This window comes from Photorhabdus akhurstii (assembly GCF_018448925.1).
GTDB lineage: Bacteria > Pseudomonadota > Gammaproteobacteria > Enterobacterales > Enterobacteriaceae > Photorhabdus > Photorhabdus akhurstii.
On record NZ_RCWE01000013.1, the window covers coordinates 72,758 to 90,866 of the forward strand.

The window sequence follows — 18,109 nt, forward strand, 5'->3', positions numbered from 1 at the left end:
TAATATTCAATGCACCCTAGTGGTAATATCAAAACATCCTTCTGGGGTAATTTTTAGTTTAATAAACCTTCATCGCCGAACTTTTTAAGATTGTTCTACTGACAATATCTGCTTCCAAAGGTGCGCAAATGTACTGCAATCTTGCTCTCCCTTTCAGGCTACGGGAGTTTTATTTCGCCACCCGGTGGGTAATCCTTGCAAGAGATGGGATTGAGACTCATCAATTTGTGAGCCGAGGAAAGGTGAGATAATGATACAGATGAAGAGGGAAAAATAGCGTACCAACCATCTAAACGTCAAGGTGTCTGGATGGTTAGTAAGTAGCTTATGATAGCTAGTAGTAGATCGACTGTTGTATATTAGCTCACACCTATATTTGCCCACCTACTCCCTTAAACTTCTCAACAAATGCAGCAATTTTCTGGAAAACAGCCTGTTTTTTCGTTCTGTATTCCGGGTTAAGTGGACTTAACTTAGGTAGAGTGGAATTGAGTTCTGTGCCGTTTTCACTTGCATATTCTCGTTTTAATGATGCTGTAATATAGCGCTTAGCCGCATCTTCATTTAATTTCTCCGAGCTAATTAACTCTTCTGCTTCACGTTTTTGTTCAGCTTGAGCAAATTTGAAAAATTCATCAATAATACTGGCCTTGTCGATAATTTCGTCTAAGTTAGTTTGATTAATGAAGTCAACAATTAAACTTTCTTTTGCTCGATTGCCAAGGCTGGAACGAATTAAACGGCGAACTTCATCAATTAATTCTGCCTTATTTTTATTCTTTTTATTGTTTTCAAAAATCAACTCAAGAATGTAATCTAAATTAATTTCCTGCGATTTGAGCAAGTCCACTTCAAAGACGACATCATCCCAGTCAATAGTAGATTTATCTTTCTCGTTAGACGACTTTTCACGGCGTAACCAATCACGCGTATCATTATAGGTAGAGCGGTAATCTTGAATAGTACGCTCAGTTGGCATCTCAATCGCTTGCATCGTGGCGATATCTTCATCACTCAGGTAGTATTTAGCCTTAAATGCCTCAACAGCCTCCGGATTACTAATATCTACATGTTGTAGAGCCTTTAATCCTGCAAACTCATCATAGTTTTGCAGTACATTCTCCGCACGTAAATATTCACCAAATAGTTTGGCAAAATCCTTTTTATCTTGCTCTTTAATAATATCATCAGGGTTAGGAAAGCGTCTTTGTAGCTCTGTCACTACCTCTAAAAATCCGCGACGTGCTTCGCCGGTGACTAAATCAGTAAAGCCTTCCATGTATTCTTTATAGCTTTTTTCCAGCACCACGTTTTTGGTGTTTTTATCACCAAACAAAGTGATAGCGTCAACTGTGGCTTGTTCTAAATCACGGAAGGTGACGATATTGCCAAAGGTCTTCGTGGCGTCATAAATACGGTTAGTGCGTGAAAAAGCTTGCATTAGGCCGTGGTAACGCAGATTTTTATCGACAAATAAAGTATTCAATGTCGGCGCATCAAATCCTGTTAAGAACATGCCAACAACAATCAGTAAATCTACTTCTTGATTTTTCACCCGCAGAGCAAGGTCTTTATAGTAGTTTTGGAAACCTTTACTATCTACACCAAAATTCATTTTGAACGCTGCATTATAATCATCAATGGCCGCGCTTAAAAATTCTTTGGCACTGCTGTCCATTGCGGTGAGCTCAAAACTTTCATCAATAAGCTCACCAATAGCATCTTGCTCTTCATTAGCGGCGAAAGAGAAGATAGTGGCGACATTAAGCGGTTTTTTATTTGCTTTATTTTCTTCAGTCTCTTTTTGTAAATGCTTGAACGCTTCATAATAAGCTTTGGCGGCATCCACGCTACTGACAGCAAACATGGCATTAAACCCCTTGCCGCCGGCTTGGAGACGATGTGTTTTTTGCCTGAAGTTATTTAAAATATACTGGGAAATTGCACGAATACGAACGGGATGTAAAAAAGCTTGCTTGTTTTCTGCCGCTGTTAACTTTTTCTCGTCTTGTTCGGTTTCAATGGACTTAAACTGTGGTCTTACATCGTTATAATCAACTTTAAACTTCAATACTTTTTCATCACGAATGGCATCGGTAATCACATACGAATGTAATTCTCGGCCAAATACACTACTGGTGGTGTCTGCTCCTAAAGCATTTTGCGGGAAAATTGGCGTGCCTGTAAAACCAAATTGATAATACTTTTTAAATTTCTTCTTTAGGTTTTTTTGTGCTTCACCAAACTGGCTGCGGTGTGCCTCATCAAAAATAAACACTACTTGCTTATTGTATATTGGTAAATCGCTTTCACTTTTTATTAAGTTATTAAATTTCTGAATGGTAGTAACAATAATTTTATTGTCATCTTTTTCAATATTCCGTTTTAGCCCTGCGGTACTCTCCGAACCATTAACACTGTCAGGTGAAAAACGTTGATATTCTTTCATGGTTTGGTAATCCAGATCTTTACGATCGACCACAAAAAACACTTTATCGATAAAATCCAACTCAGTAGCCAAACGCGCCGCTTTAAAACTAGTTAGGGTTTTGCCCGACCCCGTGGTATGCCAAATGTAGCCGCCACTTTCAGTATTACTCCAATTTTTAGCCTGATACGCACTTTTAATTTTCCACAAAATACGTTCAGTAGCCGCTATTTGATAGGGGCGCATCACTAATAAAGTATTGCTAACATCAAATACAGAATAATGAATTAACACATTCAGCAAGGTATTTTTCTGAAAAAATGTAGCTGTGAAATCTTTTAGGTCTTTAATCAGCGTATTATCAGATTTGGCCCAATTCATGGTGAAATCAAAACTGTTTTTATCACGCTTGGTAGTATTGGCAAAATAGCGAGTGTCTGTACCGTTTGAAATCACAAAAAGTTGTAAGTATTTAAACAGAGAGTTTTCTGTATTAAAGCTTTCTTTACTATAACGATGCACTTGGTTAAAGGCTTCACGGATAGCAACTCCGCGCTTTTTAAGCTCAACTTGTACCAATGGCAGGCCATTAACCAAAATGGTTACATCGTATCGATTCGCTTGCGCCCCTGTTTGCTTGAATTGTTTAATGATTTGTACTTTATTACGGGCAATGTTTTTCTTATCGACTAGATAGATGTTCTCAATATGTCCATCATCGAAAACAAAGTCGTAGATATAATCATTATGAATCTTACGAGTTTTATCTATGCTGTTATCGTTGGGCTTATCTAAGTACTGTTCAACAAAGCGTTGCCACTCATTTGCTGAAAAATCAACATTATTCAGTATCTGCAATTGCTCACGCACATTGGCCAGCATGTTTTGGGGCGTGTTTAAGCCAGAAACATATTCATAACCTTGGTTGACTAAATCGTCGATCAATTCCCGTTCTAAATCACCTTCGCTTTGGTAGGTTTCATTTAGCTGCAATTCCTTGGTGTATTTATCCAGTACGATAAAGTTATTTGATTCAGCAATAGTTTTGTATTCGTTCATACTTCACCTATAAATTCGATTCACTCTAATTTTCTGCCTGTTGGAAGCGGTACATAGTGTTAATTTCATTAACCAGATAGCGCAAAACACGCTTGTCATCTTCCGTAAGCTCGGCGACCTCTTCACCTGCATGTTTTGAATGACTAGAGATATTAATAATCCTAGCCTCATAAGGATTGGGCCTGCCATCATCGGTTTTTGGCAATAAATCACCCCACTTTTTATAGCCAAGAAAAGTAGAGGTTTTTTCTAATATATTTCTTAAAAAGTTGAAGTGATACTTGCTTACTTGACCGCTTTCGATGGCTTTTTCGAGTTCTGACTTCAGATAAAGATGATATGAGAATGGTGAATCATTCGGTTGGATTGCTAACTGATATGTGCCATCTTCATGCTTTGTCAGCCTGTATTTCTCAAACCATTTCTTTTTATAGCTTTTATCATCGCTGTTTAGCTCATTGTGTAGCACGTTATAGAAAAGAGGGTTATGCGTCGTGATGATGAATTTAACGCTAGACTCGTTAGATTTAATAAGTTGAGCAAGATGTACTGCCAACTCAATCAAATGGTTTTCATCTAACGAACTCACAGGATCATCAATAAAGACGTATTGCAATTGATTAAACTGATCTGTTTCTCGCTCACCAGGTTCAGCAACATTCAGCACGCTGATTACTTGCTCAATCAGTGTGTAAAATATGCTCCAGATAAAGTTGCTTTCTTCGCCTTTTGATATTTTAACATTTTCAGTTAGTGCTTCATTGCCACGTTCGAAAGAAAATGTAACCTCCGAACCATTTTCACTAAAATGTGGAGTTAATTTTTCATCCGTATAGCGTTGAAAGTTAGCAATGATATTTTGGTCTTGCCCCTGATCTTTCAGCACCCAATCTGTAAATGAATTTGGCTGGATTTTGAGTTTAGGCTCGGTATTCTCAGATAAGTCGTTATCCCAGTAAAACAAGTCTTCGGTAAAGGCGTTGTAATACAAAAAATTAATACGCGTCAATGATAGTTCTTCATTGTTGCCACCTTCATCATTATCATTTTTAGGAGCAACAAGCTGTTTAAATTCCCGCGAAAGCCGGGTTTTACCCGTACCATTAAAGGCATAGATCAACTGCACTTTCTTGTTGGCATCTTTTAGCTGTTGTGCTATTTCTATCAGCGTTTTGCTCATATTACGCCGCTACCTCTGGCTTAGGAAAACTCAATAGCAGATCGCGATAATATTCGTATTGCTTTTGACGTAATTTAATTTCACGCGGCAAGCCTTCGCTAATGGAGTTAGTTAAAGCGTCGAATTTATCTAGAATACCGACAAGACGATTCTGTTCTTCAATGGGTGGAACTGGGATAGATATTTTTGCAAACCCATTAATCAACAATGTGTTGACTTTGGTTCGAGCAACATATTTTGCTTTCTCAGCAATAAATGGAGTTGTTTGCATACAATAGGAAACAAATTTCGGATTCATCGCATGACGGAAAGCATAACAGTGATCATGAATAGCTACTTTTTCATTTCCGATCCACGCAACAGCTTTGCCTACATCCTCAACTGTTTCTCCAACATCGGTTATCACAACGTCCCCCGGCTCTGCATAGCGTAAAGTCGTTGCCATTTCAGGGCTAACTTTTGAAAGCACATGACTGGTTGATACACCATACTGTGTATAAATTTCACCGTAGTGGATAACGCTTATACCGTGTTCCACATAATCAGCTTTAGTAAAACGTTTGCCACGAATAAATTCACCAATTTCCCCCAAAGTCTTCCACTCCACCTCACTTCCTTCAAAACTTAACAAATGGTCTCGATAATAGTTGTATTGCTTTTTGCGGGCGGTAAGCTCAGAGGTAAGCTCAGAGGTAAGTTCAGTAAAGGCGTCCAAAATGCGGACGATTTCGGTTTGAATATTGAGGGGGGGAATGGGGATTTTCTTGTTTGAAAAATTGCTAATCCATTGACGTTTGTGATCACCGTCAACTAATTCACTAGGCAATGTATTCAACCAATAATAAATGTATTTAGATAGGGACTTAAACTCATCTGCTGATGAAATCATTTTCATCGCTGATGATTTGGCTTTAAAATCAAAATCAACCCACTTATTTGCCGTTGTAAAATCATCAAAAATAATAACAGGAGTTTCTGACGCTTTATAAATACCATCCGTTTCATCTGTATATCCAAGGATAAAAGTCTTACCCGCTGTTAATACTGGAATTTCAAAGTCATCACTGTAGTTATTTGATTTAACAAGATATTTTGTCGGTTGTTCATATTTCGTTACCATACCCAAGGCCATCCATTCCACCTCAACGCCATCAAGCAGTTTTTCCATAAAGCTCATGTTGCTCATGCCTTATTCTCCGTTCCTTCAATCTCAGCAACAATGGCATCAATATCCGCCCGCAGTTGGTCGATTTTTTTAACGGTAGTCTTTAATTCAGCATTGAGTTTTGTAATATCAATTATTTCGCGGTTATCTTTAACTTCGACATAACTACTCACCGACAGGTTGTAATCGTTAGCGGCGATGGCTTCAAAACTGACCGATTTAGCAAAATGTTCAATATCATCTTTGCTATCAAATACCTGCATAATTTGTTCGATATGATTTTCGGTAAGTATGTTGTTATTGGTTTCTTTTTTAAACAGAGTGCTTGCATCAATAAACTGGGTTTTGGTATCAATTTTGTGTTTAGACAGCACAAGAATATTTACAGCAATAGTCGTGCCAAAAAACAGGTTAGGTGCTAATGAGATCACGGTTTCAACATAGTTGTTATCTACCAGATATTGGCGGATCTTTTGCTCAGCTCCACCACGGTAAAAAATACCCGGGAAGCAAACAATTGCCGCGCGGCCTTTGCTGGATAAGTAACTCAATGCGTGCAGAACAAAGGCAAAGTCGGCTTTGGACTTCGGCGCTAATACACCAGCGGGAGCAAAGCGTTCATCGTTGATTAGCGTTGGATCATCACTGCCAATCCATTTTACTGAATACGGTGGATTAGAGACGATGGCATCGAACGGTTTGTCATCACCAAAATGCGGTTCGGTTAAGGTGTTGCCCAACATAATATTAAACTTGTCGTAGTTAATGTTGTGTAAAAACATATTCATACGCGCAAGGTTATAGGTGGTATGGTTAATCTCCTGACCAAAGAAACCGTCTTCAATAATGTGGGCATCGAAGTGTTTTTTGGCTTGTAATAGCAGTGAGCCCGAACCAGCGGCTGGATCATATATTTTATTCACGCTGGTTTGCCCATGCATAGCGAGCTGAGCGATTAGCCTAGAAACGTGTTGTGGTGTGAAAAATTCACCGCCTGATTTACCTGCATTAGCAGCGTAGTTAGAGATTAAAAACTCGTAAGCATCACCAAACAGATCAATCTTGTTATTTTCAAACTGACCAAATTGAAGCCCTTCCACGCCTTTCAAGACTGCGGCTAAACGGGTGTTTTTATCTTTAACGGTATTACCTAAACGGTTACTGGTAGTGTCAAAATCGGCAAAAAGCCCCTTGATCTCGGCTTCAGATGGGTAGCCGTTGGCTGAGCTTTCAATAGCGACGAAAATGGAATTTAAGTCTTTGTTTAAATTGTCATTTTTATTAGCATTTGCGGCAATATTAACAAACAGCTGGCTTGGGTAAATAAAATAGCCTTTGGTTTTAATAGCATCATCTTTAATATCGTCAGTGATAATATCATCTGAAAGCTCAGCATAGTTGATACTCTCATCACCGCCTTTAATGTAGTTTGCAAAGTTTTCACTTATAAAGCGATAAAACAGCGTACCTAGTACATACTGTTTGAAATCCCAGCCATCAACTGAACCTCTCACATCGTTGGCAATTTGCCAGATTTGACGCTGTAGTTCGGCGCGTTGTTGGGTACTTGTCATTGTGAAACTCCACTTTTAATACGTTTTTGAATGGCCATCGGCCCATAATCAGCCCGGTATTATAACGAGTAAAGACGTTCTCATCATTTTGAATCGCTACAAGTTTAGTCGTCATCTCTGGGTCATTTTGGACTGCTTCCAACACTGATAGGCAATCCTGTCCTGTATTTTGCTCATAGCAACTTGATATGGCAGACTAATTTTGGTTTGCTTAACTCGGAGGACTGAAAAATACCCACCAGAGAAAACCTTTTGCTTGCTTCTCCCTATAAAAGAATTAGTGATAAAACTGTGCACCTCAAACCAAAAAAAGTGAACAGGGTTGAATAGTGGTAAACACTTTTTTGTATTTCTTTGAAAAATGCCTACATTAAGAAAAAATCACTCTTCTGGCAGGTTATCCCTTGTCGGTTTTGGCAGCCATTCGATAGCAGTACCAATATTCAGGTTCAGGTTACTACGAATCATCATAGCCAATACGCTTAATAACCTGATTAATAGCAGTTTCACTCATTGGCTTACCCGCATCGTTATGACCGGGGAAAACGTATTTCCTGCGCCCTGTAATCTTGTGCAGCTTGATAAGAATGGCTTTAACCTGATTTGATAGCGGGACGATGTGAGGGTGACGCATTTTCATTCGTTCAGCGGGTATTTGCCAGATATCTTTATCAAAATCGAATTCAGTCCATTCTGATTCTCTCAATTCGATGGTATTCCGGTAAGTATAAGCAAAGGAGAGCTTAACTTTGCGTATTTACTGGGGTTTTATGGGATTTGCTAGACGATGAGAGAGGTTGATATGGCACGCCCTACAGGATTCGAACCTGTGACCTACGGCTTAGAAGGCCGTTGCTCTATCCAGCTGAGCTAAGGGCGCATCTTGAGAGATGTGCTGCATCAGTAATGCTCTGATGCGGGGAGAGATTATACGGTGACAACCCATTGAGTCAATGGCTTTTCTGCTTATAAGTCTTCATCTGGCTATTTTCTGATTATCAATAAAACTGACAGCACGTTCATGTTCTGACAAAATAGGCAGTATCCCAATGTTTGATTTATGGATTTATTCGTACATGCCAGCAAAAATTATTGACGGGAAAACGATTGCGCAGACAATCAGAAGTGAAGTAGCAGTGCGTGTTCAACAACGTGTTGCTGCGGGAAGACGTGCTCCTGGTCTTGCCGTTGTTTTAGTCGGCGAAAATCCTGCTTCTCAGATTTATGTCGCAAGTAAACGCCGTGCCTGTGAGGAAGTCGGGTTTGTTTCCCGTTCCTATGATCTGCCAGATACCACCAGTGAAGCAGAGTTGTTGAATCTTATCGATCAGCTTAATAATGATTCAGAAATTGATGGAATTTTGGTTCAGCTCCCTTTACCTGCCGGTATTGATAATGTCAAAGTTCTGGAACGTATCCAGCCTGATAAGGATGTTGATGGCTTCCATCCCTATAATATTGGTCGTTTGTGTCAACGTGCGCCAAAGTTGCGTCCCTGTACGCCGCGCGGTATCGCAACGTTGCTTGAGCGTTGTGGAATCAATACTTATGGGCTGAATGCTGTCGTTATCGGCGCTTCAAATATTGTTGGTCGTCCAATGAGCCTGGAGTTGTTATTAGCTGGTTGTACCACTACGGTGACTCATCGCTTTACTAAAGATTTACGTCATCATGTGGAGCATGCGGATTTACTCATTGTGGCTGTCGGTAAACCCAACTTTATCCCCGGTGAATGGATTAAACCCGGCGCTATTGTTATTGATGTCGGAATTAATCGTCTGGAAGATGGAAAAGTCATCGGAGATGTTGATTTTGAAACTGCATCAGAGCGGGCAAGTTGGATCTCTCCGGTTCCAGGGGGGGTTGGCCCAATGACGGTCGCGACACTTATCCAGAATACCTTGCAAGCCTGCGAGGAATACCATGATGTGGAAAAAATTGAAGGTTGTTGATGGAAATTTTTTATTTAGAAGGCCACCCTTATGTGGCGTTGTGTGATCTGTTGAAGTTTCAAGGGTGGAGTGAAAGCGGCGCTAGCGCTAAAGCGGTTATTGCTGAAGGTCTGGTTGAAGTTAATAGTCAGATAGAAACCCGTAAACGTTATAAAGCTATAGCCGGGCAGGTTGTTACCTTTAATGGTAAATCTGTTCATATTAAAGAATGATTAAAGCGGGCTCCCTTAAAAATGAAGGGAGCCGCAGATTGCAGGTAAAGTCTTTCCGATAAGCTTTTACTGTCCGTGAACCTAACTATCTGTCGTTAAAAGATATCTCAATGTAAAATAGTAAAAATATAAACGTTTTATCACCTTTTTAATATCTATAATTATCGCTTTTCTGTTTATTGTATAAAGCAGCTCTCTTAGTTTTCAAATGAAGTGAAAACAGATAGTTTAAATGGTGATGAAAAGATTATGACGGTAAATAAAGGTTAAATCTGATAGTTAATGCATAAGGTTAATCTCTGTTGAATGTAAGAAGCGCTAAGTAGAAAAGCTTTTTTATGTCGGAGGTAAATGGGAGTTTGAAAAAGATTTTAGTTTCAATATTAGCAGGTTAAATGAGTTGATAATCAAAATGGATACTTTTATCAATATCGGTTGATTTTACTGGAAGTTTTTATTTTACCCTGCAATTCTCTATTTTATTTACTGTGATACTCCAAGGCTATAAAGCAACCTTAGTTAAGCGTGATTTTAATCATCCACCGGGATAAGTTTTTTCATGCGAATACTCTCATGGTGTTTTGTGCAGGAGGTATTGAGATAGCACAAGGTCATTTAGCAAATGGATGAGGTTTTAATAATGTTCAGTAATGCTGTATTTAAGGTTTTATGCGTTTTTAGTATTTACCATGCTTATGAGTATTTTAGGTTTAATACTGGGCTATTTTAACGTAATACTTATTGAAAAATGTATAATCTGATGATAATTTAAACTTAATGTGCTGATTTTAATGATAAAACAAACCAGTGGAGTAGATAGTTTGGAATTAAATCAAGTGATTAAAGCTCTTAATGAATCTGGTAACGACTGGACTGTAGAGCAAATAGGTGAATGTCTTGCAATTACTAACGAAGACGGAATTAAAGCACATCTGGCGATTTGTGGCAGGCAAATTACAGTGGAGGCATTACTGTTTTCGGAAGAGAATGTTTTAGATCCCGCTTCTTTAAATCAGTTTATTTTAGAAACGCACAAAATGATTCCTCTGACTTCAGTTGGAATAACTAAAGTCGATGGTCAATCTTACTATACCGCTTTTGGTTCATTGTCATCAGAATCAAAACAAGAAAGCGTTGTCATCGAAGTCTCTATGCTGTTTACCAACATCACTGAGCTTCTTGATGCGTATTCTGAGTTCCTAAAATAACAGTGTAGGGGAAATATCAATGAATGTATGGAAAAAGCTTTTTAAGGCAATTAAAGGAACGGTAAATAATGCGGCAGAATCTGTCGCTGATGGCAACGCACTGACGATTCTTGATCAGGAAATCCGAGAAGCAAAAGCAGAAATTCGCCGTGCGGATGAAAGCCTGGTTAGCATGATTGCTAAGCGAAAAATGGCAGAGAAAAAGGTTGCTGATATCAAAAACAGTATCACCGAGTACGAGGGTTATACTCGCTCTGCCGCGGGTAAAGGCGACAATGGGCTTGCTCTGGAGTGTGCTCAGAAAGTTGCGACCCTGCGTGATGAACTGGAAAGAGAACAAGCGTTGTTTGAATCGTTCCAGAAGACTGAAGCGACGCACCGACACAATGTGCAAGAAGCGAAAAAGAAGGTGTCTCAGCTTGAGAATCAAGTTGATTTGGTTAAAGCAACTGAACAGGTGCAGAAAGCCCAAGCTGCGACTCATAACTCTGTCGTTGGCGCTTCTTCAAAAACATCTACCGCCCTTGATTCCCTTGAACGCATCAAGTCACGTCAGGCTGAGAAAGCGGCTCAGTTCGAAGCTCAGCAAGAGCTTCACGATAGTATGACTTCTAGCGATCTAGATAAAAAGCTTAAAGAGGCAGGCATAACTTCAAGCGCTATGTCCGCGGAAGATGAACTTGCTCGTATCCTTGGCAAGTAAATACCAAGTTGTTAAATCAAGATCCTGCTTTTTAAAGTGGGATCTTCCTATCAAGAGATGTTTCTATGCTTTCTAAAATCGCAGATGCGTTTAAGAGCGCATTCGGGAGCAAGACAGTTGCGCCTGTGGCGCCAAAGGTGCCGGAAGTATTAGGTTTGCGTATCGGTGGTGTATTTGAGATAGACCCGTTGATGCTAAAACTGATTGAATCTGACCTAACGATCGAAAATGCGGCTTCAACTCAGCTTATATGTTCCGTTGGTGTTGTCGACTTAGGTGATAACGTACGTTTGGTTCGTTATTACACCGATGACGAAGGTTATCTTCAAGTACTTCAAGAAGGGGAGGGGGATGATGGCGTGAAGGAAGTGAGCCTGTGGTACTTTTATGAAACTAAACCGATAGATTCGCAAGTTCAGTGGGATACTCTCATTAAAAACGGTATCGTCACGCCAAATGGAGAATATGATCTCGACGGCACCCAGTTCTCGCGGTTGTGGGACAATGTTAAGCCTGTAGCTGTTACCGAGAAAACTTACACTAAAGAGGGGAATATAACTGAAACTGATCAGTTTGTGATGGTGTATACGCGTCAGGTTGCTCATAACCGAACAGAAGAACTTCAAGTTGTGGGAGAAGAAAAAGTTGTAGGGAGTAACCTGGATAGATTGATGGTACTGAGCACCGGTATTCAACTTAACCAAACTGATTTTAAAGTGGTGGCATAAATGATCACATTGGAAAATGAAGAACAGGCTTTCACGCAATTTATGCATGGTGTAGGCAATTTTGGTTTGTGTTTTGGGTTGGCGCTGGTTTTTTTCATCGTTTTCAAGTTTATCTACACAATAATTACTCCGCACGATGAGTGGAAACTTATCAAGCAAGAGAAGAATAGTGCCGCTGCGATATCGCTTGGTGGCGCGCTGGTTGGTTACAGCATCGCCATTGCGAGTGCGGCAAGCAACTCTGTGGGGGTTATTGATTTCGTGATGTGGAGTGTTGTTGCGTTGTTGGCTCAGATTGTTGGCTTCTTTATGGTTCGCATATTTATGATGCCAAAGATTGTGTCTCGCATCGAGAATAATGAGGTCCCTGCCGCGGTTGTGCTGGCGTCGGTGTCAATTTCTGTTGGTCTTTTAAACGCAGCTTGCATGACTTACTGATTTGGGGATCGTATGACGAACGGGAACAAAAAGCGCAGAATGCGCAGCACTGCCATCAACATTGAGAGTAAACGTAAATATTGGCGTGGGTTCTCATTCACGTCATTGGTGCTCAGTATGGGTTCACTCGTGGGTTGCGGTCAATCGGCGGATGAACTGTCAATCAATGTCTATAAGGATCTGGCGTCTTGTCAGAATAATCCAAAGAATACGATCGCGGCTCAGTGTGAAACCACATATCAAGCGGCATTACGTGAAGCGGAACGTACGTCGCAGAAATTTCGTAAGAAAGCCATGTGTGAGCTTGAGTATGGTGAGTGTGAAGCAATGCCGGGGGCTGTAGGTTATCGACCGAAGATGGCCGCCTTTATGATGGCGGAGGTGAAGCCGGAACAGTTTAGCCGATATGATATGGCTGAAAAGTATCGCAACGTGTTTTACCAGCCGCTATTTACTTCAACATCAGGCTATAGCGACCTGTACGGTAAGCTTTTTTTTGCTGATGGCAAGGTCATTGGTACCTATTCTGATATTGGCAATATCCAGTACGAGATGAACCGACGTTATTTGCAGCCGTTGGAGACGGTTCGTCTGCCAATTGAGAAAGAAGCTTCTCAGACTACAGCAAATACACATGGCGCTTTGTATGCAAATTCTGGAAATGTAGTTACAGGTATAAATCCTGTACTGAATCCCCGATCAACTGCTTATATTGCATCTGGGATCGTTGATGAAATCGGCGATTATTCAGAACGTAAACACAGGGAGAGAATGTATCGAGAACGCTTGATACGTGAAAAGGAACAGAGGTTTAAAAGCAGCGATTCCCGTTATTCTGGTTATGATAGCAAGCCAATCGTCACTACCAAGTCTTCTGGTGGTTTCGGTTCAACATCTTCCGCTAAATACAGTTGGGGTGGTTAACCGGCGCTGACATTTTATTCGCAGGCTTTTTGTTATCAGTATCTCGCATCGAGGCATGATTGCTGAATTAAGCGTTTGTGCGATGATTTTTTCCAAGATTCAAATAAGCATTATCAAAGGGTTAATGTCATGCTTCAGATCCCAACTACGCCTCGTTATGATTGGAAAGTGCGAGCAAAAGAATTTGGGTTTGGTTTTCATACAATCGATAATGAACCGTACTGGACGGAAGACCGTTATTACCAGTTTACTCTCAAGCAGATTGAAGAACATATTGAAGCTCCGACAGCGGAAATCCACCGGTTGAGCCTGCAAGCAGTAGAGCAAGTGGTTAACAGCGATGAGTTGATGGCTAGATTCCAAATTCCAGAAGCGATGTGGTCACTGGTTCGCGCATCTTGGAAACGCAGAGATCCAAGCCTCTATAGTCGTCTTGATTTTGCTTATGATGGTAAAAACCCGGCGAAGTTATTGGAAATTAACTCAGATACGCCGACCTCTATTTATGAACATGGTTTTTTTAGCTGGCTATGGTTGGAAGATAAAGTTAACCGTGGTGAATTGCCTCATGCTGCTGATCAGTTCAACTTACTACAGGAGTTGCTTGTTAATCGCTTCTGTGAACTGAAACCCTTTTTGCCATTCAACACGCTTCATTTTGCCTGCGGTAAGGGCACAGAAGAAGACAAAGGTTCGGTTGATTACCTGGCTGATTGCGCCAAAGATGCCGGTATTCATACCGAGTTTGTCTATATTGAAGATATTGGACTCAGCGAGTGTGGTAAGTTTACGGATAGTAATAACAAGATTATCGATTCTATATTCAAGCTGTATCCGTGGGAGTTCATGTTTCGTGAGGAATACGCTCAACACTTGGTTACGGCGGGTGTTAACTGGTTTGAGCCAATGTGGAAATGCATCACCTCGAATAAGTCAATTTTGCCATTGCTTTGGGAGATGTTTCCAGGACACCCAAATCTGCTTGAAGCTTATTTTGCCGATGATCCGCAAGCCAAGCGCTTAACTCATTACGTTATGAAGCCGATATTCAGCCGTGAGGGAGCGAATATTAGTATTCATAAAGATGGCAAAGTGGTTGAAGAAGTAGAGGGTCCTTACGGTGAGGAAGGTTACATTGCGCAGCAGTACACCCCATTGCCAAAGTTTGGTGATAGCCATGTTCTTATCGGTAGTTGGCTTGTTGATGACATGCCAGCGGGTCTATCGGTCAGGGAAGATGTTGGCAGGATCACGAAGGATACATCACGATTTGTGCCTCATATTATTTTAGGTTAATTATTCTATAACCATCTGTTTCTACTGTATAAATCCTCCGGTCTAAAATAGAAAATTGATATATTTATTTCTGGAGCAGGGTGGAAGACCCTGCTTTCTGGCTTTTTGTAGACATCCAACTTTATCGCTGAAATGTCATATGTGTATGATTTTTTATCCGTTTTTTAACAGGTATTCTCCTTCTTCTTTATGATTATTGTGAAGTACTGTGTGCATCAGAAGTAGATCCAATTCGGTATCTGGGAGATGTTTTTTGTCTTTGAGTTCGCAGCGGGTAACTGAATCATCCAATTCGCGGCAGATAAAGTTATGAATGCGTTTAAAACGTGGACTATACTCCGTTTCGTCAGCGTTACGCTTGATGGCAAGTAGAGTCTGTATCTCTTGCATCAGCGCCGTGTCTGTAACAGTTCCGGCTAGCAGGGTGTCGAAGCGCATCGGTGGCACACCTTTACCAGCTTCGATCCAACGTACCGCCAGCAATGGACGTAGTATATAAAGGTATTTTTTCAGCCGAATTTTCTCGCCTTGCAGGTAACTACGAAAGTTTTTCTTTGCCATCGACAGATAGTGATATCGCGCTCTATTGTTGGAAAAATAGTCTGGTAATAGGGCGCGTAGCGCTGCCATAAACTCCACGTCTTCGTAGTAAATTACCGGTGAGTCTGCCCACTCCATCAGTGTTGGGTTGGCTCGTTTCAGCAACCCTAAAGTTTTACGCAGTTCCCAACCACAGATATCCAGCTCGTTGCTGATCGGTAGTTCAATGACATCCCGAGAGGGATCGACGCGTAAGTACCATGATGGCGCATGTACATAAATAAAACGTACATCGTAATCACTGTTTGTTGAGGCAAATCCCCAACCGCGGCTACCTGATTCACAGGCGTAGAGTATTCGTATTTGCAGCTCTGTCTCAAGTTGCGCCAGTTTTTGGCATATGTGTTGTTTCATGATGTCACTGATACCAAATTTTTCTTTCATCTTGATTATCCTTTTACGCAAACCACTTGACGCAGGGTGTGAACGATTTCTACTAGTGAAGACTGAGCGGCCATTACGGCCTCAATGTCTTTGTAGGCCATCGGAATTTCATCGATGACGTCGCTGTCCTTGCGGCATTCCACGTGTGCCGTGGCACGCTTCTGATCCTCTATTGTGAAGCGTTTTTTCGCTGCTGTGCGGCTTAATACTCGGCCAGCGCCGTGACTGCATGAACAAAAACTCTGTTCATTTCCCAGACCACGTACAATAAAGCTTTTCGCACCCATTGAGCCAGGAATGATGCCCATGACGCCTTGGTGTGCTGCGACCGCACCTTTACGTGTGACTAACACGTTTTGGCCGAAGTGTTGCTCTTGTTGCACATAATTGTGGTGACAATTTACCGCTTCCATTATGGCAGTGAACGGCTTTGTTATTACCGTCGCCAGTGCTGCCAATGTATGCTGCATCATGACTTCGCGATTATGGCGGGCGAAGTTTTGCGCCCAACCGACCGCTTCTATATAGTCGGCAAAGTGACGGCTGCCTTCCTCAAAATAGGCCAGGTTACGGTCAGGCAGGTTAGCGATATGCTGTTTCATGTCCTGTTGGGCGAGAGTGATAAATAGATTGCCAATGGCATTTCCTACACCGCGTGATCCACTATGCAGCATTACCCATACCCGGTCAGATTCATCCAAACACAGCTCAATGAAATGATTACCGGTACCTAGTGTCCCTAAGTGCTGTTGGTTATTAGTTTTCAGTAATTGTGGATATTTATCGGTTAACCGTTTAAATCCGGTCTGCAACACGCTCCAATGGTGATCGACGGTTTTTGGCGGTTGCTGCCAAGCGCCTTTATCCTTATCACTACGGTTTGCTGTGCGTCCGTGTGGTACGGCAATTTCAATAGCATGACGGATAGCATATAGGTTGTCCGGTAAATCTTTGGCATGCAATGAGGTACATACTGCCATCATGCCACAGCCGATATCTACTCCTACTGCGGCTGGAATAATCGCCCCACGAGTTGGAATGACACTGCCGATGGTTGAACCTTTACCAAGATGTACATCAGGCATAACAGCTAAGTGACTGAATATGAATGGCATTTTTGCTGTATTCAACAGTTGCTCACGCGCTTCCGCTTCTACCGGTACACCATGAGTCCACATTTTCACTGGTACACTGTTTGGCGCGGTTATCAACTTGTAATCGTTTGTTATCACATTATTCTCCTGGGTTACTTAGCTGTCACTATTATTATAATTTAAAGTAACGAATATTTTTTCTTTTTAATCAATGCTTCTGAATTTGTTTTTTAACTTAGTCTTCTTTTGGACCATCAGGAAAATATTGTAAATAAAAGTTTTATTTTACTATTAATATAGTATTATGTTTAATGGTAATTGCAATTATTTGAGTTGTTGTTTTGTTGAGTAATGTTGAAATTGTGATGCTAATCTATATAAAATGTGTTTGTAAAAACATATATGGATTTATTATAGTTTTAAGTTATGTTGATAATTGTAAAGGAAATGTAAAACAATTAAATTATTTAATATTATGATATTGTTGTAATAGTAAGTATATATACTATTCAAATAGATGTATATATGTGCATAATTATCATATGGATATGAGTAATTATTAAATGAGTAATATTATCTTTTGATGAAATAATATTTATATGGTTAGAATAAAATAATAGTCTGAATTTAATATATTTATTGGGAATATCAATACGTGTAGTGTATGGACTATGGCATTTTTATTGATTTATTCCTATTAAGTTTTACTTGTATCTTAGTGATATGAAAATATTTATAACTATATGTTTTTATTGTATTTTTATTGTGTGTGATTTATTGGTGTTGTCAAGTGTGGAAAATAAACCTCTACACTATTTATGACCGATAATTTATAATGAGTTAATGATTTCTTATTGTTTAAATATATGTGAAAATAGTCACAAATTATCATGCCATTTGTCATTAACTAGATAAATATATATGGCTTTTATCACTTTATAATTATGGGTAAATTACGGTTTTTTATTCTTTATTTGGTTCTTATATTTTTTCATTTATTATTGGATTTAATAATCTCTCAATTTTAAATTGAAAAACATGATATTAAAAACATTTAGTAAACATTTCTTTCAGATAAAAAAAGAGTTTTGTTGGTAATTTGTGGAGTACAACAAATAAACAGGTGTTAAATTGTGTGATGACTTATTTGTCCTATTGTCAATC

General features: G+C 40.1%; 14 protein-coding genes, 1 tRNA gene and 1 pseudogene. 8 read left to right on the forward strand and 8 right to left on the reverse strand.

The annotated features are described in order from the left end of the window. Positions 1-370: 370 nt before the first annotated feature. From EAE93_RS14930 to EAE93_RS14955, 6 genes and pseudogenes are all read right to left on the reverse strand, one after another. The gene (locus tag EAE93_RS14930) at positions 371-3,487 is read right to left on the reverse strand and encodes a type I restriction endonuclease subunit R (protein WP_214039995.1); all 3,117 of its coding nucleotides are present in this window, start codon (positions 3,485-3,487) and stop codon (positions 371-373) included. A 25-nt stretch (positions 3,488-3,512) separates the two neighbouring features. Next, on the reverse strand, positions 3,513-4,667 hold the full coding sequence (locus tag EAE93_RS14935; protein WP_214039996.1) for an AAA family ATPase: 1,155 nt from the start codon (positions 4,665-4,667) through the stop codon (positions 3,513-3,515). 1 nt (position 4,668) lies between these two features. Next, positions 4,669-5,853, reverse strand: a complete 1,185-nt coding sequence (locus EAE93_RS14940) for a restriction endonuclease subunit S (protein ID WP_214039997.1) — start codon at positions 5,851-5,853, stop codon at positions 4,669-4,671. Beyond that, positions 5,850-7,406, reverse strand: a complete 1,557-nt coding sequence (locus EAE93_RS14945) for a type I restriction-modification system subunit M (protein ID WP_214039998.1) — start codon at positions 7,404-7,406, stop codon at positions 5,850-5,852. The genes EAE93_RS14940 and EAE93_RS14945 overlap by 4 nt, the downstream gene beginning before the upstream one ends. 469 nt (positions 7,407-7,875) lie before the next feature. After that, positions 7,876-8,121, reverse strand: a pseudogene (locus EAE93_RS14950) (tyrosine-type recombinase/integrase); the annotation flags it as partial. A gap of 88 nt (positions 8,122-8,209) precedes the next feature. Then, a tRNA-Arg gene (locus EAE93_RS14955) sits at positions 8,210-8,286 on the reverse strand. 196 nt (positions 8,287-8,482) lie between these two features. On the opposite strand from EAE93_RS14955, the gene folD reads away from it, so the two are divergent. The 8 genes from folD to EAE93_RS14995 all read left to right on the forward strand — a co-directional run bounded on the left by folD (position 8,483) and on the right by EAE93_RS14995 (position 14,867). Then, positions 8,483-9,358: a bifunctional methylenetetrahydrofolate dehydrogenase/methenyltetrahydrofolate cyclohydrolase FolD gene (gene folD / locus EAE93_RS14960; protein WP_112896680.1), complete on the forward strand. Its 876-nt coding sequence runs from the start codon at positions 8,483-8,485 to the stop codon at positions 9,356-9,358. Continuing rightward, complete coding sequence (ybcJ, locus tag EAE93_RS14965) at positions 9,358-9,570, forward strand: ribosome-associated protein YbcJ (protein ID WP_036811637.1); 213 nt, start codon at positions 9,358-9,360, stop codon at positions 9,568-9,570. Before folD ends, ybcJ begins: the two co-directional genes overlap by 1 nt. A gap of 791 nt (positions 9,571-10,361) precedes the next feature. Beyond that, a complete protein-coding gene (locus EAE93_RS14970; RefSeq protein WP_036811640.1) occupies positions 10,362-10,778 on the forward strand; it encodes a DUF2170 family protein in 417 nt (138 codons plus the stop codon). A 19-nt stretch (positions 10,779-10,797) separates the two neighbouring features. Further along, complete coding sequence (locus EAE93_RS14975; RefSeq protein WP_036811651.1) at positions 10,798-11,481, forward strand: PspA/IM30 family protein; 684 nt, start codon at positions 10,798-10,800, stop codon at positions 11,479-11,481. 65 nt (positions 11,482-11,546) lie between these two features. Next, complete coding sequence (locus tag EAE93_RS14980; protein WP_036811653.1) at positions 11,547-12,209, forward strand: YjfK family protein; 663 nt, start codon at positions 11,547-11,549, stop codon at positions 12,207-12,209. Continuing rightward, the gene (locus EAE93_RS14985; protein WP_110085901.1) at positions 12,210-12,647 is read left to right on the forward strand and encodes a DUF350 domain-containing protein; all 438 of its coding nucleotides are present in this window, start codon (positions 12,210-12,212) and stop codon (positions 12,645-12,647) included. A gap of 12 nt (positions 12,648-12,659) precedes the next feature. Next, positions 12,660-13,571 carry a DUF1190 domain-containing protein gene (locus tag EAE93_RS14990; RefSeq protein ID WP_110085900.1) on the forward strand — a complete coding sequence of 304 codons (912 nt, stop codon included), beginning with the start codon at positions 12,660-12,662 and terminating at the stop codon, positions 13,569-13,571. 129 nt (positions 13,572-13,700) lie between these two features. Further along, positions 13,701-14,867, forward strand: coding sequence for a glutathionylspermidine synthase family protein (locus tag EAE93_RS14995; protein WP_214039999.1), 1,167 nt, complete (start codon positions 13,701-13,703; stop codon positions 14,865-14,867). 153 nt (positions 14,868-15,020) lie between these two features. Here EAE93_RS14995 and EAE93_RS15000 read toward each other — a convergent pair whose 3' ends face one another. Both EAE93_RS15000 and EAE93_RS15005 read right to left on the reverse strand, forming a co-directional pair. Beyond that, on the reverse strand, positions 15,021-15,851 hold the full coding sequence (locus EAE93_RS15000; RefSeq protein WP_214040000.1) for a nucleotidyltransferase domain-containing protein: 831 nt from the start codon (positions 15,849-15,851) through the stop codon (positions 15,021-15,023). 5 nt (positions 15,852-15,856) lie between these two features. Further along, entirely contained in the window at positions 15,857-17,029 is a 1,173-nt protein-coding gene (locus EAE93_RS15005; protein WP_181148295.1) for an RtcB family protein, read from the reverse strand. Between the last annotated feature and the right edge of the window lie 1,080 nt (positions 17,030-18,109).

What these genes read in the sequence shown, in the direction of transcription:
- EAE93_RS14930 (WP_214039995.1), bottom strand. Translation starts at nt 3,487, where the DNA reads ATGAACGAATACAAAACTATTGCTGAATCAAATAACTTTATCGTACTG.
- EAE93_RS14935 (WP_214039996.1), bottom strand. Translation starts at nt 4,667, where the DNA reads ATGAGCAAAACGCTGATAGAAATAGCACAACAGCTAAAAGATGCCAAC.
- EAE93_RS14940 (WP_214039997.1), bottom strand. Translation starts at nt 5,853, where the DNA reads ATGAGCAACATGAGCTTTATGGAAAAACTGCTTGATGGCGTTGAGGTG.
- EAE93_RS14945 (WP_214039998.1), bottom strand. Translation starts at nt 7,406, where the DNA reads ATGACAAGTACCCAACAACGCGCCGAACTACAGCGTCAAATCTGGCAA.
- folD (WP_112896680.1), top strand. Translation starts at nt 8,483, where the DNA reads ATGCCAGCAAAAATTATTGACGGGAAAACGATTGCGCAGACAATCAGA.
- ybcJ (WP_036811637.1), top strand. Translation starts at nt 9,358, where the DNA reads ATGGAAATTTTTTATTTAGAAGGCCACCCTTATGTGGCGTTGTGTGAT.
- EAE93_RS14970 (WP_036811640.1), top strand. Translation starts at nt 10,362, where the DNA reads ATGATAAAACAAACCAGTGGAGTAGATAGTTTGGAATTAAATCAAGTG.
- EAE93_RS14975 (WP_036811651.1), top strand. Translation starts at nt 10,798, where the DNA reads ATGAATGTATGGAAAAAGCTTTTTAAGGCAATTAAAGGAACGGTAAAT.
- EAE93_RS14980 (WP_036811653.1), top strand. Translation starts at nt 11,547, where the DNA reads ATGCTTTCTAAAATCGCAGATGCGTTTAAGAGCGCATTCGGGAGCAAG.
- EAE93_RS14985 (WP_110085901.1), top strand. Translation starts at nt 12,210, where the DNA reads ATGATCACATTGGAAAATGAAGAACAGGCTTTCACGCAATTTATGCAT.
- EAE93_RS14990 (WP_110085900.1), top strand. Translation starts at nt 12,660, where the DNA reads ATGACGAACGGGAACAAAAAGCGCAGAATGCGCAGCACTGCCATCAAC.
- EAE93_RS14995 (WP_214039999.1), top strand. Translation starts at nt 13,701, where the DNA reads ATGCTTCAGATCCCAACTACGCCTCGTTATGATTGGAAAGTGCGAGCA.
- EAE93_RS15000 (WP_214040000.1), bottom strand. Translation starts at nt 15,851, where the DNA reads ATGAAAGAAAAATTTGGTATCAGTGACATCATGAAACAACACATATGC.
- EAE93_RS15005 (WP_181148295.1), bottom strand. Translation starts at nt 17,029, where the DNA reads ATGTGGACTCATGGTGTACCGGTAGAAGCGGAAGCGCGTGAGCAACTG.